Genomic DNA, 20229 nt, shown 5'->3' on the forward strand with positions numbered 1-20229 from the left:
CAAGCCCGCTCCTACATGTAGGAGCGGGCTTGCCCCGCGATTGAAGGCACTGTTACTTGATCACGTGCCAGACATCTTTCATGCCATCACCGGTCATGTCACCGGCTTTCTTGTCCTTGATGAAGGTGTACACCGGCTTGCCTTTGTAGGCCCACTGCATTGAACCGTCATCGCGCTTGATTTGAGTCCAGCCCTCTTCCGCCATGTCGCCAGCTTTGACCATCAGCGGCGGCCAGTTCTTGGCACACTCATCGTTGCACATGGACTTGCCGCCCGAATCCTTGTCAAAGGTGTAGAGCGTCATGCCAGCATGGTCGACCATCATGCCGTCCTTCATCATGGCATGATGGGCCGACGCTATCCCTGGCAACGCCAGTGCCACTGCAGCGAAAAGCGTCATCCAGTTCAGCGTATGTCGTGTCATTGGATTCACCGTAATAATCGGGAGAGGGAGTTTAAGCCTAGCCCAGTAACAGAATGTTGCTGCAATGGCCCACGAGCTGTCACACGACTGCAATAATTCCGTTATCTAATGCGGGCCAAGACACCTTTAATGGAAGAGGTTTGAGCATGGTTGGCAGAAACATTCTGATCGTTGACGACGAAGCGCCAATTCGCGAGATGATCGCCGTTGCATTGGAAATGGCCGGCTATGACTGCCTGGAAGCCGAGAACTCCCAGCAGGCCCACGCCATTATCGTCGACCGCAAGCCGGACCTGATCCTGCTCGACTGGATGCTCCCGGGCACCTCGGGCATCGAGCTGGCCCGACGCCTCAAGCGCGACGAGCTGACCGGCGACATCCCGATCATCATGCTCACCGCCAAGGGTGAGGAAGACAACAAGATCCAGGGCCTGGAAGTCGGCGCCGACGACTACATCACCAAGCCATTCTCGCCGCGCGAGCTGGTAGCCCGGCTCAAGGCCGTACTGCGCCGCGCAGGCCCGAGCGATGGCGAAGCACCGATCGAAGTCGGTGGCCTGCTGCTCGACCCGATCAGCCACCGGGTGACCATCGACGGCAAGCCCGCCGAAATGGGCCCGACCGAGTACCGCCTGCTGCAGTTCTTCATGACCCACCAGGAGCGCGCCTACACCCGCGGCCAGCTGCTCGACCAGGTCTGGGGGGGCAATGTCTATGTCGAGGAGCGCACCGTCGACGTGCACATCCGCCGCCTGCGCAAGGCGCTGGGTGATGCCTACGAAAATCTGGTACAAACCGTCCGCGGCACGGGTTACCGGTTCTCGACCAAAAGTTGAGAACGCTGCAAGCTGCCAGCCTCAAGCTGCAAGAAAGAGCAAAAGCAAACGCAGATCCGCTTCAACCTTGCAGCTTGTAGCTTGCAACGTGCAGCTGATCCGCTAAGGATCCCAATTGAACCAGAACTGGCATGGCACCCTGATTCGCCACATGCTGTTGCTGATCACCGTCTGCCTGCTGGCGGGCCTGATCAGCGGCTACTATGGCTGGAGCCTGGCCCTGGGCCTGGCCATCTACCTGGGCTGGACCCTCAAGCAACTGCTGCGCCTGCATGAATGGTTGCGCCTGCACAAACCCGATGAAGCACCGCCCGATGGTTATGGCCTGTGGGGCGAGGTGTTCGACAGCATCTATCACCTGCAACGCCGCGATCAGCGCGTGCGCGGGCGCCTGCAGGCGGTGATCGACCGGGTGCAGGAGTCCACCGCTGCGCTCAAGGACGCGGTGATCATGCTCGACAGCGATGGCAACCTGGAGTGGTGGAACCGCGCAGCAGAAACTCTGCTGGGCCTGAAAACCCCGCAGGACAGCGGCCAGCCGGTGACCAACCTGGTCCGCCATCCGCGCTTCAAGGAGTATTTCGAGCAGGAAAACTATCAAGAGCCGCTGGAAATCCCTTCACCGATCAACGACCGCATGCGCGTGCAGTTGCACATCACCCGCTACGGCAACAACGAACACCTGATGCTGGTGCGCGATGTCACCCGCATCCACCAGCTGGAACAGATGCGCAAGGACTTCGTTGCCAACGTCTCCCACGAGCTGCGTACGCCGCTGACGGTGATTGCCGGCTACCTGGAAACCTTGCTCGACAACGTTGAGGAGGTGAATCCACGCTGGGTTCGCGCCCTGCAGCAGATGCAGCAGCAAGGCGGGCGCATGCAGACCCTGCTCAATGACCTGCTGTTGCTGGCCAAGCTGGAGGCCACCGACTACCCCTCGGACAACCAGCCAGTAGCCGTCGAAATCCTGCTGCAGTCGATCAAGGGCGACGCTCAGGCGCTATCCGGGCAACGTAACCAGCGCATCAGCCTTGAAGCCCAGCCAGGCATCCGCCTCAAGGGCAGCGAGGCAGAGCTGCGCAGCGCCTTCTCCAACCTGGTGTTCAACGCGGTCAAATACACCCAGGATGAAGGCCAGATCCGCATCCGCTGGTGGGCCGACGAGCAAGGCGCGCACCTGAGCGTGCAGGATTCAGGCATCGGCATCGACCCCAAGCACCTGCCACGCCTGACTGAGCGCTTCTATCGGGTCGACTCCAGCCGCGCCTCCAACACCGGCGGCACCGGCCTGGGCCTGGCGATCGTCAAGCACGTCCTGTTGCGCCATCGCGCGCGCCTGGAAATCAGCAGCGTACCCGGCCACGGCAGCACCTTTACCTGCCATTTCTCCCCTGCCCAGATCGCGGCGCGCCAGGCCTCCTGAGCCGCCGCCCTTTAAATTTGCACAGTCAGCCGCTACATTGGCTGACTCGCGCCAGCACATGCTGGCATTGCTGTACTCCCATTCTTAGAAGACGGACCCCGTAAAACTCCATCATGGACCCTTCCCCTGGTTTCAACCTCGCTGCACTGTTCGCCGATTTCGGCATGATTCTTTTTGCTCTGCTGCTGGTGCTGCTCAACGGCTTTTTCGTTGCCGCCGAGTTCGCCATGGTCAAATTGCGCTCGACCCGGGTCGAGTCGATTGCCGAGCAGCATGGCTGGCGCGGGCAGATCCTGCGTACCGTCCACAGCCAACTGGACGCCTACCTGTCCGCCTGCCAACTGGGTATCACCCTTGCCTCGCTGGGCCTGGGCTGGGTGGGTGAGCCAGCGTTCGCGCACCTGCTCGAACCGCTGCTGGGCGCAGTCGGCGTCGAGTCGCCGGAAGTGATCAAGGGCATCTCGTTCTTCAGCGCCTTCTTCGTCATCTCCTACCTGCACATCGTCGTCGGTGAGCTGGCGCCCAAGTCCTGGGCGATCCGCAAGCCCGAGCTGCTGTCGCTGTGGACGGCGGTGCCGCTCTACCTGTTCTACTGGCTCATGTACCCGGCCATCTACCTGCTCAACGCCAGCGCCAACGCCATCCTGCGTATCGCTGGCCAGGGCGAGCCCGGGCCGCACCACGAACACCATTACAGCCGCGAAGAGCTCAAGCTGATCCTGCACTCCAGCCGTGGCCAGGACCCTAGCGACCAGGGTATGCGCGTACTGGCTTCGGCAGTGGAAATGGGCGAGCTGGAGGTAGTCGACTGGGCCAACTCCCGTGAAGACATGGTCTGTCTCGACGCCAATGCACCGCTCAAGGAAATCCTCGCGATGTTCCGCCGGCACAAGTTCAGCCGCTACCCGGTACTCGATGCCGAGCGCGGCGAATTCATCGGCCTGCTGCACATCAAGGATCTGCTGCTGGAGCTGGCCGACCTCGACCATATTCCCGAGTCGTTCAACCTGGCGGAACTGACCCGCCCGCTGGAACGTGTGTCGCGGCATATGCCGCTGGCTCACTTGCTGGAGCAGTTCCGCAAAGGCGGCGCGCACTTTGCCCTGGTCGAGGAAGCCGACGGCAAGGTGATCGGCTACCTGACCATGGAGGACGTGCTGGAAGTGCTGGTTGGCGATATCCAGGACGAACACCGCAAGGCCGAACGCGGCATCCTCGCCTATCAGCCGGGCAAGCTGCTGGTGCGCGGTGATACACCGCTGTTCAAGGTCGAGCGCCTGCTTGGTGTCGACCTTGACCATATCGAAGCGGAAACCCTCGCCGGCCTGGTCTACGAGACCCTCAAGCGGGTGCCGGAAGAGGAAGAGCTGCTGGAAGTCGAAGGCCTGCGCATCATCATCAAGAAGATGAAAGGCCCGAAGATCGTCCTGGCCAAGGTGCTCAAGCTCGATTGAACCGCCTCAGGGGTTGCCGGCGGTAAAGTTCGGCAACCCGCCGACGGGCTGGTTGAACTGGTAGGGTATCGACTCCAGCGCCAGCCCGACGTTGCGCTGCACCACAAAGTGCAGGTGCGGGCCACTGCTGTTGCCGGTATTGCCGGATTTGGCCAGCGGCGTGCCGTACACCACTCGCTGCCCTTCCCTGACCACCACCGAGCCGCGCATCAGGTGCAGGTACACGCCCATGGTGCCGTCTTCGTGGAGGACCCGCACGAAATTGCCCGAAGGATGGCTGCCACGGCCGCTTTGGCTATTTTCAGTCTTGATCACTACCCCCGCCCTTGCGGCGATGATCGGCGTGCCTTCAGGCATGGCGATGTCCATGGCATAGCGGCCCTTGGGCCCGAAATGGCTGTAGCGGCCGTTTGGCCCTTGGCTCAGGCGAAAAGGCCCGCCGCGCCAGGGCAAGGGGTAGCGGAAGGCCAGTTGGCGCTGGCCCGGGTTGCCCAGGGCGTAAGAGAATTTCTCCTTATAGCTCACCGGTCTGCCGGGCTGCCGTGCACTTAGCAGGGTCAACGGCATCGTCGTGCGTGCCGGTATTACCCCCCGTACCAGCCGTGACGCCCCACCCTGCACATTGCCCATGCGCTGCAGACGCAGCTCCACCTCGACTGGCGCGTAAGTGTCGTTGCGCGCACTGAAGCGCACACCACCGGCAAACCGGTTGACCTGCAACTGCACCTGGGTGTCCAGCTGTTCGACCATCCTGTCGCCAAAGACAAACGCCCGGCTGCCGGGAATCGGGCGATCGGAATAAGACACCACGCCATAGGCGTCGGTACTTTTGTAGAGGGTTATGCCGAGCACAGGGCCGCAAGCCATGAGCAAGGCGCAGAACAGCAGCGTGCGTGCAGGCATGAGTAGTGGCTTTTTGACAGTTGATGGTCTGTCGAAGCCTAGCAGCAGATTTTGGCGGGGATGCGGCGAGAGTGTTTCAGGGGTGTGCCAGGAGACGAGCGGTGCTTTGATCGCCGGCAAGGCCGACTCCCACAGAAACGATAGTCACAGACCCTGTGGGAGCTGGCTTGCCAGGGATGGGGCCGTCAGGCCCCCGGCACGAAGTGCTTCTGCGCCGATCCGCGGGCAATCAGACGCGACAGGTAGTCGAGCTTCTGCGCATCCTGGTCAACGAACTTGAAGGTCAGTTGCAGCCAGTCGCTGTCCGGCTTGGGCTCCAGCGCGGCAATCGCATGCAGGTAGCCATTGAGACGGGCGATCTCGGCGTTCTCGCCCTGCTCCAGGTCAAGCACCGCGCCCTCCAGTACCTGTGGCAGAGTTTCGCCACGGCGCACCACCAACAGCGCCTCCTTGAGGCTCAGGGCCTTGATCACGCACGGCTGAACGCCGCTTGGCAAACGCAGTTGGCCCTGGCCACGACCTGCCGGTGCGGCAGTTGCAGGCTTGGGAGCGCTCACCAGTGGCTTGGCCGCCGCTACCGGGGCTGCTGGCGCTGCCGGCTTGACCGTTTCGGCACGGCCGCCGGTCAGGGCACTCAGCGAGTCGTTGGCAAACGCCGAAGTAGCGCGGGTCGGTGCACTGGCCAGCAACGTGTCGAGCTTGCCGACCTTGGTCAGGGCTTTTTTCACCTTGGTCAGCAGCTGTTCGTTGGTGAATGGCTTGCCGACAAAGTCCGAGACCCCGGCCTGGATCGCCTGAACCACGTTCTCCTTGTCGCCACGGCTGGTCACCATGATGAACGGCAGGGTCTTCATCGACTCCTGCTGGCGACACCAGGTCAGCAGCTCAAGGCCGGACATTTCCGGCATTTCCCAGTCGCACAGGACCAGATCGAAGGTCTCACGGCTCAACAAGGTCTGGGCCTTGCGACCGTTGACCGCGTCTTCGATCACAACACCGGGGAAGTAGTTACGCAGGCACTTCTTGACCAGATCGCGAATGAACGGCGCATCATCCACAACCAACACACTGACTTTACTCATCGCCACTCCTATTGAATCCCGACTAGCATAACGCTGACTGATGGCCATTTGCCAAACATTGGGTCACGCCGGGACTCGTTGTTTCGTTCGCGGCTGCCTCACCCGCAAACGAAAACGCCCGGCCAAGGCCGGGCGTTCATTCTCGGGCAGTCTTAGTTATCGTCAGATTTGCCCGGAACATTAGCCTTTTCGCCGCTGCGCTGAACCTCTTCCTGCATGCGCTTGAGGCCCAGGTGACGGACGTCGGTGCCGCGCACCAGGTAGATCACCAGCTCGGAGATGTTGCGCGCGTGGTCACCGATACGCTCCAGCGAGCGTAGGGCCCAAATTACGCTGAGAACACGCGAGATCGAGCGTGGATCTTCCATCATGTAGGTGACCAGCTCGCGCAGGGCGGTCTTGTACTCGCGGTCGATGGTCTTGTCGTACTGGGCCACCGACAGCGCCAGGTCGGCGTCGAAACGGGCAAAGGCATCGAGGGCATCGCGGACCATGTTGCGCACCTGGTCGCCGATATGGCGCACTTCGACGTAACCGCGGGGCGACTCGCCTTCTTCGCACAACTGGATGGCGCGGCGGGCGATCTTGGTCGACTCGTCGCCGATGCGCTCCAGGTCGATCACCGACTTGGAAATGCTGATGATCAGGCGCAGGTCGGACGCCGCCGGCTGACGACGGGCCAGAATGCGCACGCACTCTTCGTCGATGTTGCGCTCCATCTGGTTGATCTGCTCGTCGACTTCGCGCACCTGCTGGGCCAGGCCCGAGTCGGCCTCGATCAGCGCGGTAACCGCGTCGTTGACCTGCTTCTCGACCAGGCCGCCCATCGCCAGGAGGTGGCTGCGAACCTCTTCGAGTTCGGCGTTGAACTGCTGGGAGATATGGTGGGTAAGGCTGTCTTTATCGATCATGCTTTCGCTCCGCGAAAAAGCTTCAAGTAGCAAGCTTCAAGCTTCAAGTTTGTTCGTGTCGTTCCCGGGCTTCACGCTCGCCACTTTCTTGCAGCTTGCGGCTTGAAGCTTGCAACTGCCGTTAGCCGTAACGGCCAGTGATGTAGTCTTCGGTCTGCTTCTTCGCCGGGTTGGTGAACAGCGTGTCGGTATCACCGAACTCCACCAGCTTGCCCATGTACATGAATGCGGTGTAGTCCGAGACCCGCGCCGCTTGCTGCATGTTATGGGTAACGATGACGATGGTGTACTTGGACTTGAGCTCGTAGATCAGCTCTTCGACCTTCAGCGTCGAGATCGGGTCGAGTGCCGAGCAGGGTTCGTCGAGCAGCAGTACTTCCGGCTCCACGGCGATGGTGCGGGCAATCACCAGACGTTGCTGCTGACCACCGGACAGACCCAGCGCCGACTCGTGCAGGCGGTCCTTAACCTCTTCCCACAGCGCCGCGCCCTTGAGCGCCCACTCCACGGCTTCGTCGAGCACACGCTTCTTGTTGATGCCCTGGATGCGCAGGCCGTAGACCACGTTCTCGTAGATGGTCTTGGGGAACGGGTTGGGCTTCTGGAACACCATGCCGACCCGGCGGCGCAGCTCGGCAACGTCTTCGCCCTTGCGGTAGATGTTGTTGCCGTAGAGGTTGATCGCGCCTTCCACGCGGCAGCCGTCAACCAGGTCGTTCATGCGGTTGAAGGTACGCAGCAAGGTCGACTTGCCGCAGCCGGACGGGCCGATGAAGGCGGTCACGCGCTGCTTGGGGATGTTCATGCTGACATCGAACAGGGCTTGCTTGTCGCCGTAGTACAGGCTCAGGCCAGGCACTTCGATGGCTACGGTTTCTTCAGCCAGGCGCAGGCTCTGTTTGTCGCGACCCAGGGCCGACATGTCTATACCGTGAGAATGGGTTTCATGTTGCATGATTTCACTCCGTTTGTAGCTGCTAGCTTCTCGCTGCAAGCTGCAAGTTTGAGCAAAAGCGGCTTGTAGCTTGCCGCTTATGGCTAATAGCTTTCAGTCAGCTGTCCAGCGCCTTGTACTTCTCGCGCAGGTGGTTACGAATCCATACCGCCGAGAGGTTCAGGGTGGCGATTACCAGCACCAGCAGCAACGCGGTGGCGTACACCAGCGGCCGCGCGGCCTCGACGTTCGGGCTCTGGAAGCCGACGTCATAGATGTGGAAGCCCAGGTGCATGATCTTCTGGTCCAGGTGCAGATACGGGTAGTTGCCGTCCACCGGCAGCGAAGGCGCCAGCTTGACCACACCCACCAGCATCAGCGGCGCGACTTCACCTGCGGCGCGGGCCACGGCGAGGATCATGCCGGTCATCATCGCCGGGCTGGCCATCGGCAAGACGATCTTCCACAGGGTCTCGGCCTTGGTCGCACCGAGCGCCAGCGATCCTTCGCGGACCGTGCGCGGAATCCGCGCCAGGCCTTCTTCGGTGGCCACGATCACCACCGGCACCGCCAGCAGCGCCAGGGTCAGCGAAGCCCAGAGCAGGCCCGGGGTACCCAGGGTCGGCGCGGGCAGCGCTTCAGGGAAGAACAGGCGGTCGAGCGAGCCACCCAGCACATAGACGAAGAAGCCCAGGCCGAACACGCCGTAAACGATCGCCGGAACACCCGCCAGGTTGTTCACCGCAATACGAATCAGGCGGGTCACCGGGCCCTGACGCGCATACTCACGCAGGTACACCGCCGCCAGCACGCCGAACGGGGTGACGATCACCGCCATGATCAGGGTCATCATCACGGTACCGAAGATCGCCGGGAAGATCCCGCCTTCGGTGTTGGCTTCACGCGGGTCGTCGCTGAGGAATTCCCAGACCTTGGCAAAGTACACGCCCAGCTTGGTGAACACGCCCATGCCGTTCGGCTGGTAGGCGTGCACCACCTTGCTCAGGTTGATTTCCACCTCACGACCATTACCGTCCTTGGCTACCAGGCTGTCGCGGCCGAAGTCCTGGTGCAGGCCGCCCAGGCGCTCTTCGATGGCCTTGTAGCGGTTGTTCAGCTCGGCGCGCTCGGCTTCGATATCGGCCTGGGCAGCGGCATCCAGCTTGCCATCCAGTTCCAGCTTGCGGGTCTGCAGGCGCAGGCGCTCAAGGCCGTAGTTGATCGCACCGATGTCTTTCTTCTCAAGCTTCTGCAGTTCGCCGGCCAGTTTGTCGGCACGCTTGAGGCGGTTTTGCAGTTCGTTCCAGGCCGCCTGGCCTTCGGCGACAACCTTGCCGTTTTCCTTGACGCTGACCAGGTAACCGTAGAAGTTGCCCCACTCGCGGCGCTCCAGGGCGATCAGCTCGACCGGCTTTTGCTGGTCGGCCAGCCATTCGCCGACCACCCAGGTGAAGTCGCTGCCGTTGAGGTCGCGGTTACCGACCTTGATCAGTTCGCGGGTCATGAACTCCGGGCCTTCGTCAGGCACCGGCAGGCCGGCGCCCTTGAGACGGGCACGAGGTACTTCTTCCTTCTGTACCACTTCGCCCACGACGATGTGATTGGCCTGGCCAGGCACGTTGTAGCTGGCTTGCAGCAGGTCGGCCGGCCAGAAGTGGCCGAGGCCGCGCACGGCGATCACGGCGAGCAGACCGATGGTCATGATCACCGCGATGGCGACCGCGCCACCGCTCATCCAGACGCCGGGGGCGCCGCTCTTGAACCAGCTTTTGAGGGAATCCTTTTTCACGGATCGCTACCTTTCTATCAAAGCGACGAGTATTTCTTGCGCAGACGCTGGCGAATCAGCTCGGCCAAGGTGTTCATCACGAAGGTGAACATCAGCAGCACCAGCGCGGCGAGGAACAGCACGCGGTAATGACTGCCACCGACTTCCGACTCGGGCATCTCCACCGCAACGTTGGCCGCCAGGGTGCGCATACCTTCGAACAGGTTCATTTCCATGACCGGGGTGTTGCCGGTGGCCATCAGCACGATCATGGTTTCACCCACGGCGCGGCCCATGCCGATCATCAGCGCCGAGAAGATCCCCGGGCTGGCGGTCAGGATGACCACACGGGTCAGGGTCTGCCACGGCGTGGCACCGAGCGCCAGCGAACCCAGGGTCAGGCTGCGCGGCACACTGAACACGGCATCTTCGGCGATCGAATAGATGTTCGGGATCACCGCGAAGCCCATGGCGATACCGACCACCAGAGCGTTGCGCTGGTCGTAGGTGATGCCCAGATCGTTGGTGATCCACAGGCGCATGTCGCCGTCGAAGAACCAGGTCTCGATGAACGGGCTCATGTACAGGGCGAACCAGCCGGTGAACAGGATCACCGGGATCAGGATCGCCGCTTCCCAACCGTCCGGTACCCGCAGGCGCAGCGACTCGGGCAGACGGCTCCAGGCAAAACCAGCCACCAGAACACCCAGCGGCATCAACAGGAACAGGCTGAACACGCCCGGCAGGTGCCCTTCAAGGAACGGCGCCAGGAACAGGCCGGCGAAGAAGCCGAGAATCACCGTCGGCATCGCTTCCATCAGCTCGATCACCGGCTTGACCTTGCGGCGCATGCCCGGGGCCATGAAGTAGGCGGTGTAGATGGCGGCGGCAATGGCCAGCGGCGCGGCGAGAATCATCGCGTAGAACGCCGCCTTCAGGGTACCGAAGGTCAGCGGCGACAGGCTCAGCTTGGGTTCGAAGTCGGTGTTCGAGGCGGTCGACTGCCAGACGTACTTCGGCTCATCGTAGTTCTCGTACCAGACCTTGCTCCACAGCGCGCTCCAGGACACTTCCGGGTGCGGGTTCTTCAAAGTCAGCGGCAGCAGCTTGCCGCCTTCTTCGATGATGATGCGGTTGGCCCGTGGCGACAGCGCCAGGACGCCCGCGCCTTCAGCGGCCGGCTCGACCAGCAGGGTACGGTGCGCGGTGCTGTGGAACACACCGAGCTCGCCATCGGCATCGAGGGCGATGAAGCCCTTGCGGCGTTCTTCAGCATCGATCTGGACGATCGGCGCCTTGCCCATCTGGAACTCGCGAATGCGCTTGAAGCGCTGCTCGCCGTCCGGATCACGGGCCATGAACCACTGGGCCAGGCCACCTTTGGAGTCACCGATGATCAGCGAGATACCGCCCACCAGCTGAGTGCTGGCAGTAACTTCGGCATTGCCGTCGTCGAGCAGCTTGTAGCGGCCGTTGAGGCTCTTGTCGCGCAGGCTGAAGACGTCGGCCTGGGCGCGGCCGTTGATTACATACAGCCACTGCTGGCGCGGATCGATGAAGATGGCTTTGACCGCTTCGGTCATCTGCGGCAACTCGATACGGCTCTGCTCGCTGGTGACTTCGCCGGTCATCATGTTTTCTTCGCGGCTCAGCGACACAACCTGCAGGTGCGCACCGGTAGAGCCGGCCACCACCAGGGTCTCGCCATTCACGTTGAGGCTGACATGCTCCAGCGCCCGGCCCTGTTCATCCAGGGTGAACGGCGCCTGGCCGTAAGGGAAGTCGATGCCCGGGCTGATGGTTTTCTTGTTGTCCGGGTAGGTGATCTTGTAGCTGTGGCTGAACGCCAGCGCCTGACCGTTGGACAAACCCAGCACCACCAGCGGGTTGCCCGGCTGATCGGCACCGATCGAGGTCACCTGGGTACCGGCTGGCACCGGCAACTCGACGCGCTTGAGCTCGGCACCGGTCTTGGTGTCGAAGAACAGCGCCTGGCCCTTGTCGGAAACCCGCATGCCGACCAGGTTCTGTTCTTCCAGGGCGATCATCAGCGGCTTGCCGGCGTCCTGCTGCAGCCAGGTCGGCTCCAGGGCCTTCTTGCTGGTCAGTTCGGCGCCCTGGAACAGCGGCACGACCACGTAGGCCAGGTAGAAGAAGATCAGGGTAATTGCCGCCAGCACGGCAAGCCCGCCCACCAGTACATACCAGCGGGTCAGGCGGTCCTTGAGCGCACGCATGCGCCGCTTGCGTTGCAGTTCGGGCGTATTGAAGTCAATCCGCACGGGGGGAGAATTTTGGGTCATTGTGGAGTTGGCCAGATCATTCATGCGCACACCCTAGCGGTCCCGTATGACAAAAACATGACAATGCAGTGACGCAAAAAAGCCCGCCGCGCAGATACCCCTGGCAGCGGACTCGCAATTTGTGGCGAGACCAGGTCAAAACCTGACCCCGCCGGTCTTTCAGTTACTTCTTCGCAACGTTGCCGTTGTGATTCAGACCCAGGTCCGCCAGGGCTTTATCAACCACTTTGGCAGGGAGCGGGATATAACCGTCCTTGACCACGACTTGCTGGCCGGCTTGCGACAGGACCAGTTTGACGAACTCGGCTTCCAGCGGGGCCAGAGGCTTGTTCGGTGCCTTGTTGACGTAGACGTAGAGGAAGCGCGACAGCGGGTAGGTGCCGTTCAGGGCGTTGGCTTCGTTGTCTTCAACGAAAGCACCGCCTTCCTTCTTGGCCAGTGGCACGGTCTTGACGCTGGCGGTCTTGTAGCCGATGCCCGAGTAACCGATGCCGTTCAGCGAGCTGCTGATCGACTGCACGACCGAAGCCGAGCCAGGTTGTTCGTTGACGTTAGGCTTGAAGTCGCCTTTGCACAGGGCTTCTTCCTTGAAGTAGCCGTAGGTGCCGGACACCGAGTTACGACCGAACAGCTGCACTGGCTTGTTGGCCAGGTCGCCGGTCACGCCCAGGTCGCCCCAGGTTTTGACGTCGGCCTTGGCGCCGCACAGGCGGGTCGAGGAGAAAATTGCATCGACCTGGGCCATGGTCAGGCCTTTGATCGGGTTGTCCTTGTGCACGAATACGGCCAAGGCGTCGACGGCAACCGGGATGGCGGTTGGCTTGTAGCCGTATTTCTGTTCGAAGGCCTGCAGCTCGACGTCCTTCATCTTGCGGCTCATCGGGCCGAGGTTGGCGGTGCCTTCGGTCAGCGCGGGTGGCGCGGTGGAGGAGCCGGCAGCCTGAATCTGGATGTTTACGTTCGGATATTCCTTCTTGTAGGCCTCGGCCCACAGGGTCATCAGGTTCGCCAGGGTATCGGAACCGACGCTGGAGAGGTTGCCCGACACACCGGTGGTCTTGGTGTAGGTCGGAATAGCTGGGTCAACAGCGGCAACCGCATTGGCGGTGGCAACGCCAGCGGCGACGAAAGTCAGGGCCGCCATCAAACGCTTCAGTTTCATGCCTTGCTCCTAGCAGGAATTGGGGTGAGATGGATCGGGCCCAAGTATCTGCAGGCCGTATGACTACTCTATGAATCGAATGTGACAATTAGATGAAAGGCCATCACCGGCTAGCGGTGATGGCCTTTTCAAAATGTTGCGAGGGTTGTGTTAGAGCGGTTTCAGCGCTTCTTCGCCGTCAGATAAATACCCACGAGCAGACCAATGGCACAGATGCCAGCAACATAGTAGGCCGGTGCCATCGGGCTGAACTTGAGCAACGCGGTCACTACCATCGGCGTCATCCCGCCAAAAATCGCGTAGGCCAGGTTGTAGGAAAACGACAGTCCGCTGAAACGTACGACAGGCGGGAAGGCTTTGACCATGACGTAAGGCACGGCGCCGACAATGCCGACACACAGTCCGGTCAGGGCATACAGCGGGAACAGCCACTCCGGGTGGGTAGGCAAGGTGTGATAGAAGGTCCAGGACGTGACCAGCAGCGCCAGGCTACCGACGATGAATACCCGGCCGGCGCCAAAGCGGTCGGCCAATGCACCGGTGCCGATGCAGCCGAGGCTGAGCAGGACGATGGCCAGGCTATTGGCCTTCAGCGAGTCGGTCGGGCTGACCTGGTAAAGACTCTGCAGCAGCGCCGGGGTCATCAAAATCACCACGACGATGCCAGCCGACAGCAGCCAGGTCAGCAGCATCGACAGGACAATGGCACCACGGTGGTCACGCAACACCGCGCGCAACGGCACCTCTTCGGCCAGCGCCTTGCGCGCCTGCATCTCGGCAAACACCGGGGTTTCATGCAACCAGCGGCGCAGGTACACCGCGAACAGGCCGAACACCCCGCCGAGCAGGAACGGGATACGCCAGGCGTAATCGGCGACTTCCTGCTGGCTATAAACAGTGTTGATCAGCGTTGCCACCAGCGAACCGAGCAGGATCCCGGCGGTCAGGCCCGCCGTCAGCGTACCGCAGGCGTAACCGGTATTGCGCGCCGGCACGTGCTCGGAGACGAACACCCAGGCGCCCGGCACTTCACCACCAATCGCCGCGCCCTGGATCACACGCATCACCAGCAACAGGATCGGCGCCCACAGGCCGATCTGCGCGTAGGTCGGCAGCAGGCCCATGATCAGCGTCGGCACGGCCATCATGAAGATGCTCAGGGTGAACATCTTCTTGCGCCCCAGCAGGTCGCCGAAGTGGGCCATGACGATGCCACCCAGAGGCCGTGCCAGGTAGCCGGCGGCGAAGATGCCAAACGTTTGCATCAAACGCAGCCATTCAGGCATTTCGGCGGGAAAGAACAGCTTGCCGACCACCGTGGCGAAGAACACGAAGATGATGAAATCGTAGAACTCCAGCGCACCGCCCAGGGCGGAAAGCGACAGGGTCTTGTAGTCACTGCGGGTCAGCGGCCTCGAAGGCTGCGCGATACTGCCGGGCACGGAGGTCATAGGTCTCTCTTGTTGGCATTTCTTATTGGGGTGCAGGCCGCCTGGCACGCGGGTTTCGGCCTGGGAAGCATCGAAAGATAGCAAATTGGCGGAAAAAGCACATAGCAGTACAAATTCAATACAAGTATTCATGACTGCATGGTCGTCGCTGCGCTTTCGGCTCTATATACTGGCCGCTTGTAGGAAAAGGTTGGGTCTTCTGAAGGATGTTGTGCGAAAACGCCGCTAGGTATGCTTAGTCGGTTTCGCAGAGTTTCCCTTCGCCGCCTGGCAAAGCGAAAGCAGCGTAGAATAGTTGTGCTGAATCGTTTTTCGAGGCGTCTGTCATAGCGCCAACCAACGAAGCGTCATGGGTCAGAGGCACCCCCGGCATGATTGAACTCGAACAAGAAGATCCTATCCCGCAAGGCGACCTGGCCTTGCAGATCACTGCATTGCCCCGTGAAACCAACGGTTTTGGCGATATCTTCGGCGGCTGGCTGGTCGCTCAGATGGACCTGGCCGGTACCGCCATGGCCAGCCGCGTTGCGGGTGGCAGAGTGGCTACCGTAGCCATCGATCGCATGGCATTCCTGGTGCCGGTGGCTGTCGGCGCGCAGTTGTCCTTTTATACCCAGACCCTGGAAATCGGCCGCAGCTCGATCCAGATGATGGTCGAGGTGTGGAGTGACGATCCGCTGTCCAGCGAATGGCGCAAGGTTACCGAAGCCGTATTCGTGTTCGTCGCCATCGACGGCAGCGGTCGCACCCGTTCGGTTCCTCCTCGTCGCTGAGACCGCTGCGCGGTAAACTCGAAGGCATGCAAGCGGTCCAAGGCCGTACGGCAAACCAACGAGATAAAGCGCATGTCCACACCCAAGGTCGAATCCGAAAAGCACGGCGAGCTCAATTGCTGGCGCATCACCAGCGACACGGCTGAATTGCTGGTCGCCCAGCAGGGCGCGCAGGTGCTGAGCTATCAGCGCCTCGGCGAGCCGCCTTTGCTGTGGCTCAGCGAACAAGCCATCTTCAGGCAGGGTAAATCCGTGCGCGCCGGGGTTCCGGTGTGCTGGCCCTGGTTCGGCATTTTCAAGCGCAACCCCGAAGCCGTGCAGGCCATGTATCACGGTGAAGACGGCCCGGCCCATGGCCTGGTGCGCGGCCGTGACTGGCAGTTGCTGGGCATCGACAGCAGCGGCGACAGCGTGCGCGCCGAGTTCACCCTGCCCGCCAGTCAGGGCGATCTCCCCGGCTGGCCCCACATTGTCGAGCTCAAGCTGACCATCGTCATGGGCGAACAGCTGAGTATCACCCTCTCCAGCTACAACCTCGACAACGTTCCGGTCACCCTGAGCCAGGCGCTGCACAGCTACTTCGCCGTCAGCGATGTGCGGCAGGTGCAGGTCGAAGGTGTCGATGGCCTGAGCTACATCGAAACCCTGGCCAACTGGGAGCAGCGCCAGCAGCAAGGCGCGCTGGGCTTTGCCGGTGAAACCGACCGCATTTATCTGCAGGCGCCCGAGCAACTGAGCATCGTCGACCCGGCCTGGAACCGCCGCGTGGTGATAACGGCCAAGGGTTCGCGTACGGCAGTGATCTGGAACCCCTGGACCGAGCGTGCCGCCGAGTTGCCGGACATGGCCGAGGATGGCTGGCAGCGCATGCTCTGCATCGAGACCGCCAACGTGGTGGATGACCTGGTGACACTGGCGCCAGGGGCGACCCATTCGCTGAGCCTGACGATCGGCAGCCAGGCGCTCTAGATCGCTATCGCGGGGCGCATGCCCCGCGATCATTCACAAATCTGCGTCTTCAACCACTCGCACCTTGGCCGCATCCATTGCATAAGCGGCATCGGCCAGGTCATTGCTGACCGTTTCCACCTTCAAGGTGCCGTTGACCCATAGCGGCGTGTAGATATCGTCGAGCTTCAGGCCCTTGGGGTAGCGCACCAGCACCAATTGGTTCGGTGGCGGTGGCGGCACGTGGATGCAGGCGCCCGGGTAAGGCACCAGGAAGAACAGTGTGCTGTTGCCCTTGGCGTCGGTTTCCAGCGGCACCGGATAACCGCCCAGCCGGATGTGCTTGCCGTTCATGGCCGGCACGGTCTTGGTCGAATACATCACCGCCGGCAGGCCCTTGCTCTGCTTAAGGCCACCCTTGTCGGTGAAGGTGCCCATGGCTTCCGGGGAGTTGTGGTCGATTTCGGGCATCTGCTCGAGGGCTTTCTGGTCCGACTTGGGCATCAGTTCCAGCCAGTCGGTTTCCGGCATTTCAGCCCGGGCCAGGCCGCTCAGCAGCAATAGGGAGAGAAGTAATACACGGTGCATGAAAAAGCTCGGCAACGAAGGAGTTCGGTGCCGAGCATTCTAGCCTGCCGTCAGCTCTTTTTGACGACCAGGCCGTAGATCACCAACAGGACAATCGCGCCCACCAGCGCGCCGAGGAAACCCGCACCCTCTCCGGCCTGATAGATGCCCAGCGCCTGGCCGCCGTAGGTCGCGGCAAGCGAACCGGCAATACCCAGCAGAATGGTCATGATCCAGCCCATGCTGTCGTCGCCCGGCTTTAGAAAGCGTGCCAGCAGACCGACGATCAGGCCGATGAAGATGGTTCCGATGATACCCATGGCAATCCCTCTGAGTTGAATGGCGCATGCCAAAGCCTAGTCAGCGCTTTGGCATCCTGCCATCAGAGGGATAGAGCAGCGGGAAGGTTCCCTTCAGCCCTTGATCAGGGCTTCGACTTGCTGGATTTTTTGCTCCAGGGTCGCCATGTCGTCGCAACGCAGGGTGGCATGGCCGACCTTGCGCCCGACCTTGAAGGCCTTGCCGTAGTGGTGCAGGTGGCATTCGTCGATGGCAATCACCTTGTCGACCGCCGGCACTTCACCGATGAAGTTGAGCATGGCGCTTTCGCCGACCTTGGCAGTCGAACCCAGCGGCAGGCCGGCAACGGCGCGCAGGTGGTTTTCGAACTGGCTGCACTCGGCGCCTTCGATGGTCCAGTGCCCGGAGTTGTGCACCCGCGGGGCGATCTCGTTGGCCTTGAGGCCGCCATCGACTTCGAAGAATTCGAAGGCCAGCACGCCGACATAGTCAAGTTGCTTGAGCACGCGGCCGGCGTAGTCTTCGGCCAGGCTCTGGAGCAAGTGGTCTTCGCTGGCCACCGACAGGCGCAGGATGCCGCTCTCGTGGGTGTTGTGCACCAACGGGTAGAAACGGGTTTCGCCATCACGGGCGCGCACGGCGATCAGCGACACTTCGCCGGTGAACGGCACGAAACCTTCGAGCAGGCACGGGACGCTGCCCAGTTCGGCGAAGGTGCCTACAACATCCTCGGCAGTTCGCAGCACTTTCTGACCTTTGCCGTCATAACCCAGGGTGCGGGTCTTGAGCACGGCAGGCAGGCCGATGCTGGCAACGGCGGCATCCAGGTCGGCTTGCGACTGAATATCGGCGAAGGCCGGAGTGGGAATGCCCAGGTCCTTGAACATGCTCTTTTCGAACCAGCGATCGCGGGCGATGCGCAGCGACTCGGCACTCGGGTAGACCGGCACGAACTGCGACAGGAAGGCCACGGTTTCAGCCGGGACGCTTTCGAACTCGAAGGTCACCAGGTCAACTTCGTCAGCCAGCTGCCGCAGGTGATCCTGGTCACCGTAATCGGCGCGCAGGTGCTCGCCCAGAGGCGCCGCGCAGGCGTCCGGAGCCGGGTCGAGGAAAGCGAAGTTCATGCCCAGCGGGGTACCTGCCAGGGCCAACATGCGGCCCAGCTGGCCGCCACCGATTACACCGATTTTCATGTTTTTGACCTCAGGCCTGGCGCGGATCTGGATGGTCCAGAACGTTGTCTGTCTGTTCAGTGCGGAACTGTTTGAGCACAGTGTGGAACTGCGGGTGCTTGGCGCCGAGGATGCTCGCCGAGAGCAGCGCGGCGTTGATCGCACCGGCCTTGCCGATGGCCAGGGTGGCTACCGGAATACCGGCTGGCATCTGCACGATCGACAGCAGCGAGTCGACACCGGAAAGCATCGACGACTGTACCGGCACGCCCAGCACCGGCAGGTGGGTCTTGGCCGCGCACATGCCTGGCAGGTGGGCAGCGCCACCGGCGCCGGCGATGATCACCTCGATGCCACGGCCTTCGGCCTCTTCGGCATACTGGAACAGCAGGTCCGGGGTCCGGTGGGCAGACACCACCTTGACCTCGTAGGGAATGCCGAGTTTTTCCAGCATATCGGCGGTGTGGCTAAGGGTGGACCAATCGGACTTGGAGCCCATGATCACGCCAACCAGTGCACTCATCGTCGAGCCTCTTCTCTTGGGCGCCCGCAGGCGCGTCAAAAAACAACAAGCCACGCGGGACGACCAGCGTGGCTTGTTATACGAATTAGGGCCGGGCATACCGACCAAAGGCCGCGCAGTATACCGCAAAGGAACGTCTTGGATGCACCCTGACGACCAACTGTCGGCCTTATTTTTCGGGGCTTTGGCTGACTTTCGGGTCAAGCCCCGGCGGCTGGCGAACCGCCCTCCAGCTTGCGCCACAGCAGGCGCACGTTGGCCTTGCGCACCAGGGCGCAGCGATACAGGCGGATTTCCAGTGGTACGTGCCACTGGCTGCCGCCGCAAATCACCAGCTCACCGCGCTCAAGCTCGGCCCGCGCCGACAGCCGTGGTACCCAGGCGATGCCCAGGCCTTCAAGGGCCATGCTCTTGAGGCTGTCGGCCATCGCCGTTTCATAGACAGTGGTAAAACGCAGGTTGCGCTGGCGCAGCAGCAGATTGACCGAACGGCCGAGGAACGCCCCAGCGCTGTAGGCCAGCAACGGCACACTGCCCTCGCCTTCCAGGTCGAACAGCGGCTTGCCCTCGGCATCGGCGGCGCACACCGGCAACATCTCGGTGTGGCCCAGGTGCAGCGACGGGAAAATTTCCGCATCCATCTGCAAGGCTGCATCCGGGTCGTAGAAGGCCAGCATCAGGTCGCAGCCGCCTTCGCGCAGGGCATGCACGGCGTCGCCGACGTTGGTCGCCACCAGGCGCGTGGCAATGTTCAGGCCGTCGTTACGCAGTTGCGCAATCCAGCGTGGAAAGAACCCCAGCGCCAGCGAGTGCGCCGCCGACACCTGGATCACCTCGCCCTGCCCGCCTTCCAGGTGATGCAGATGGCGCAGCACCTCGCCCAACTGATCAACCACCGTACGCGCCGTCACCAGAAACAACTGCCCCGCCGCCGTCAGCTCGATAGGCGTGCGTGAGCGGTTGACCAGGGTCAGCCCCAGCGCCGCTTCCAGGCTGCGAATCCGCCGACTGAAGGCCGGCTGGGTGACGAAACGGCGCTCGGCGGCCTGGGAAAAACTGCGGGTCGCGGCCAGGGCGCTGAAGTCTTCCAGCCATTTGCTCTCAAGGTTCATGGGCTCTCCAGGCATGCACCAAAATTGAACACGCTCGATCGGCAGTTGGCGTCACACCAACCTGTATGCCGTTTGTGCATAGGTTAGCGCGCAACAGCATTGGCCGCAAAATCGGCGCAAGCCTAGGATTGGCGCCATTCCGGCATGTGCCGGGCCAAACTCGAGATGATATCTATC

Annotated in this window: 19 protein-coding genes; 5 read left to right on the plus strand and 14 right to left on the minus strand. The window is 61.9% G+C overall.

The annotated features are described in order from the left end of the window. Positions 1-52 precede the first annotated feature (52 nt). Positions 53-424, minus strand: coding sequence for a hypothetical protein (locus JV241A_RS26365; protein ID WP_115084648.1), 372 nt, complete (start codon positions 422-424; stop codon positions 53-55). Between the two features lie 146 nt (positions 425-570). Between JV241A_RS26365 and phoB the strand changes: the two genes are divergently transcribed. The 3 genes from phoB to JV241A_RS26380 all read left to right on the plus strand — a co-directional run bounded on the left by phoB (position 571) and on the right by JV241A_RS26380 (position 4140). Beyond that, the gene (phoB, locus tag JV241A_RS26370; RefSeq protein WP_010225936.1) at positions 571-1260 is read left to right on the plus strand and encodes a phosphate regulon transcriptional regulator PhoB; all 690 of its coding nucleotides are present in this window, start codon (positions 571-573) and stop codon (positions 1258-1260) included. Positions 1261-1411: 151 nt separating this feature from the next. After that, the gene (gene phoR / locus JV241A_RS26375; RefSeq protein WP_240047907.1) at positions 1412-2686 is read left to right on the plus strand and encodes a phosphate regulon sensor histidine kinase PhoR; all 1275 of its coding nucleotides are present in this window, start codon (positions 1412-1414) and stop codon (positions 2684-2686) included. A gap of 113 nt (positions 2687-2799) precedes the next feature. After that, positions 2800-4140, plus strand: a complete 1341-nt coding sequence (locus tag JV241A_RS26380) for a hemolysin family protein (RefSeq protein ID WP_038997990.1) — start codon at positions 2800-2802, stop codon at positions 4138-4140. Positions 4141-4146: 6 nt separating this feature from the next. Here JV241A_RS26380 and JV241A_RS26385 read toward each other — a convergent pair whose 3' ends face one another. From JV241A_RS26385 to JV241A_RS26420, 8 genes are all read right to left on the minus strand, one after another. After that, complete coding sequence (locus tag JV241A_RS26385; protein ID WP_134065230.1) at positions 4147-5043, minus strand: peptidoglycan DD-metalloendopeptidase family protein; 897 nt, start codon at positions 5041-5043, stop codon at positions 4147-4149. A gap of 185 nt (positions 5044-5228) precedes the next feature. Beyond that, positions 5229-6125 (minus strand): response regulator, encoded by an 897-nt coding sequence (locus tag JV241A_RS26390; protein WP_115084644.1) that lies wholly within the window; start codon positions 6123-6125, stop codon positions 5229-5231. Between the two features lie 152 nt (positions 6126-6277). Next, positions 6278-7036: a phosphate signaling complex protein PhoU gene (phoU, locus tag JV241A_RS26395; protein ID WP_038997986.1), complete on the minus strand. Its 759-nt coding sequence runs from the start codon at positions 7034-7036 to the stop codon at positions 6278-6280. Positions 7037-7157: 121 nt separating this feature from the next. Continuing rightward, positions 7158-7991 carry a phosphate ABC transporter ATP-binding protein PstB gene (gene pstB / locus JV241A_RS26400; RefSeq protein ID WP_115084643.1) on the minus strand — a complete coding sequence of 278 codons (834 nt, stop codon included), beginning with the start codon at positions 7989-7991 and terminating at the stop codon, positions 7158-7160. A 97-nt stretch (positions 7992-8088) separates the two neighbouring features. Continuing rightward, complete coding sequence (pstA, locus tag JV241A_RS26405; RefSeq protein ID WP_177414932.1) at positions 8089-9705, minus strand: phosphate ABC transporter permease PstA; 1617 nt, start codon at positions 9703-9705, stop codon at positions 8089-8091. A 71-nt stretch (positions 9706-9776) separates the two neighbouring features. After that, positions 9777-12065 carry an ABC transporter permease subunit gene (locus JV241A_RS26410; protein WP_115084639.1) on the minus strand — a complete coding sequence of 763 codons (2289 nt, stop codon included), beginning with the start codon at positions 12063-12065 and terminating at the stop codon, positions 9777-9779. A gap of 139 nt (positions 12066-12204) precedes the next feature. Further along, positions 12205-13203, minus strand: a complete 999-nt coding sequence (locus JV241A_RS26415) for a phosphate ABC transporter substrate-binding protein PstS (protein ID WP_010225946.1) — start codon at positions 13201-13203, stop codon at positions 12205-12207. 161 nt (positions 13204-13364) lie between these two features. Beyond that, the gene (locus tag JV241A_RS26420) at positions 13365-14654 is read right to left on the minus strand and encodes an MFS transporter (protein ID WP_115084638.1); all 1290 of its coding nucleotides are present in this window, start codon (positions 14652-14654) and stop codon (positions 13365-13367) included. 371 nt (positions 14655-15025) lie between these two features. On the opposite strand from JV241A_RS26420, the gene JV241A_RS26425 reads away from it, so the two are divergent. Both JV241A_RS26425 and JV241A_RS26430 read left to right on the plus strand, forming a co-directional pair. After that, a complete protein-coding gene (locus tag JV241A_RS26425) occupies positions 15026-15427 on the plus strand; it encodes an acyl-CoA thioesterase (RefSeq protein WP_009402429.1) in 402 nt (133 codons plus the stop codon). Positions 15428-15499: 72 nt separating this feature from the next. After that, positions 15500-16396 (plus strand): D-hexose-6-phosphate mutarotase, encoded by an 897-nt coding sequence (locus JV241A_RS26430; protein ID WP_115084636.1) that lies wholly within the window; start codon positions 15500-15502, stop codon positions 16394-16396. Between the two features lie 33 nt (positions 16397-16429). Here the strand turns inward: JV241A_RS26430 and JV241A_RS26435 are convergent, their stop codons facing one another. The 5 genes from JV241A_RS26435 to JV241A_RS26455 all read right to left on the minus strand — a co-directional run bounded on the left by JV241A_RS26435 (position 16430) and on the right by JV241A_RS26455 (position 20052). Beyond that, on the minus strand, positions 16430-16963 hold the full coding sequence (locus JV241A_RS26435; protein ID WP_166675759.1) for a DUF3299 domain-containing protein: 534 nt from the start codon (positions 16961-16963) through the stop codon (positions 16430-16432). A 50-nt stretch (positions 16964-17013) separates the two neighbouring features. Beyond that, entirely contained in the window at positions 17014-17262 is a 249-nt protein-coding gene (locus JV241A_RS26440; RefSeq protein WP_010222807.1) for a GlsB/YeaQ/YmgE family stress response membrane protein, read from the minus strand. Between the two features lie 93 nt (positions 17263-17355). Then, positions 17356-18438, minus strand: coding sequence for a 5-(carboxyamino)imidazole ribonucleotide synthase (locus JV241A_RS26445; RefSeq protein WP_115084632.1), 1083 nt, complete (start codon positions 18436-18438; stop codon positions 17356-17358). 10 nt (positions 18439-18448) lie between these two features. After that, a complete protein-coding gene (gene purE / locus JV241A_RS26450) occupies positions 18449-18940 on the minus strand; it encodes a 5-(carboxyamino)imidazole ribonucleotide mutase (protein ID WP_115084630.1) in 492 nt (163 codons plus the stop codon). Between the two features lie 200 nt (positions 18941-19140). Beyond that, on the minus strand, positions 19141-20052 hold the full coding sequence (locus JV241A_RS26455; RefSeq protein WP_010222804.1) for a LysR substrate-binding domain-containing protein: 912 nt from the start codon (positions 20050-20052) through the stop codon (positions 19141-19143). Positions 20053-20229: the final 177 nt, after the last annotated feature.

Origin of the sequence: Pseudomonas sp. JV241A, assembly GCF_900275665.1 — a bacterium.
GTDB classification, from domain to species: Bacteria; Pseudomonadota; Gammaproteobacteria; order Pseudomonadales; family Pseudomonadaceae; genus Aquipseudomonas; species Aquipseudomonas wadenswilerensis.

Bases quoted from the DNA above. Each gene is read 5' to 3' on its own strand.
- phoB (WP_010225936.1), top strand. From the start codon at position 571: ATGGTTGGCAGAAACATTCTGATCGTTGACGACGAAGCGCCAATTCGC.
- JV241A_RS26455 (WP_010222804.1), bottom strand. From the start codon at position 20,052: ATGAACCTTGAGAGCAAATGGCTGGAAGACTTCAGCGCCCTGGCCGCG.
- phoU (WP_038997986.1), bottom strand. From the start codon at position 7,036: ATGATCGATAAAGACAGCCTTACCCACCATATCTCCCAGCAGTTCAAC.
- JV241A_RS26425 (WP_009402429.1), top strand. From the start codon at position 15,026: ATGATTGAACTCGAACAAGAAGATCCTATCCCGCAAGGCGACCTGGCC.
- JV241A_RS26380 (WP_038997990.1), top strand. From the start codon at position 2,800: ATGGACCCTTCCCCTGGTTTCAACCTCGCTGCACTGTTCGCCGATTTC.
- JV241A_RS26420 (WP_115084638.1), bottom strand. From the start codon at position 14,654: ATGACCTCCGTGCCCGGCAGTATCGCGCAGCCTTCGAGGCCGCTGACC.
- JV241A_RS26390 (WP_115084644.1), bottom strand. From the start codon at position 6,125: ATGAGTAAAGTCAGTGTGTTGGTTGTGGATGATGCGCCGTTCATTCGC.
- JV241A_RS26365 (WP_115084648.1), bottom strand. From the start codon at position 424: ATGACACGACATACGCTGAACTGGATGACGCTTTTCGCTGCAGTGGCA.
- JV241A_RS26415 (WP_010225946.1), bottom strand. From the start codon at position 13,203: ATGAAACTGAAGCGTTTGATGGCGGCCCTGACTTTCGTCGCCGCTGGC.
- JV241A_RS26430 (WP_115084636.1), top strand. From the start codon at position 15,500: ATGTCCACACCCAAGGTCGAATCCGAAAAGCACGGCGAGCTCAATTGC.
- JV241A_RS26385 (WP_134065230.1), bottom strand. From the start codon at position 5,043: ATGCCTGCACGCACGCTGCTGTTCTGCGCCTTGCTCATGGCTTGCGGC.
- JV241A_RS26440 (WP_010222807.1), bottom strand. From the start codon at position 17,262: ATGGGTATCATCGGAACCATCTTCATCGGCCTGATCGTCGGTCTGCTG.
- pstA (WP_177414932.1), bottom strand. From the start codon at position 9,705: ATGAGCGGTGGCGCGGTCGCCATCGCGGTGATCATGACCATCGGTCTG.
- purE (WP_115084630.1), bottom strand. From the start codon at position 18,940: ATGAGTGCACTGGTTGGCGTGATCATGGGCTCCAAGTCCGATTGGTCC.
- pstB (WP_115084643.1), bottom strand. From the start codon at position 7,991: ATGCAACATGAAACCCATTCTCACGGTATAGACATGTCGGCCCTGGGT.
- phoR (WP_240047907.1), top strand. From the start codon at position 1,412: ATGCTGTTGCTGATCACCGTCTGCCTGCTGGCGGGCCTGATCAGCGGC.
- JV241A_RS26445 (WP_115084632.1), bottom strand. From the start codon at position 18,438: ATGAAAATCGGTGTAATCGGTGGCGGCCAGCTGGGCCGCATGTTGGCC.
- JV241A_RS26410 (WP_115084639.1), bottom strand. From the start codon at position 12,065: ATGAATGATCTGGCCAACTCCACAATGACCCAAAATTCTCCCCCCGTG.
- JV241A_RS26435 (WP_166675759.1), bottom strand. From the start codon at position 16,963: ATGCACCGTGTATTACTTCTCTCCCTATTGCTGCTGAGCGGCCTGGCC.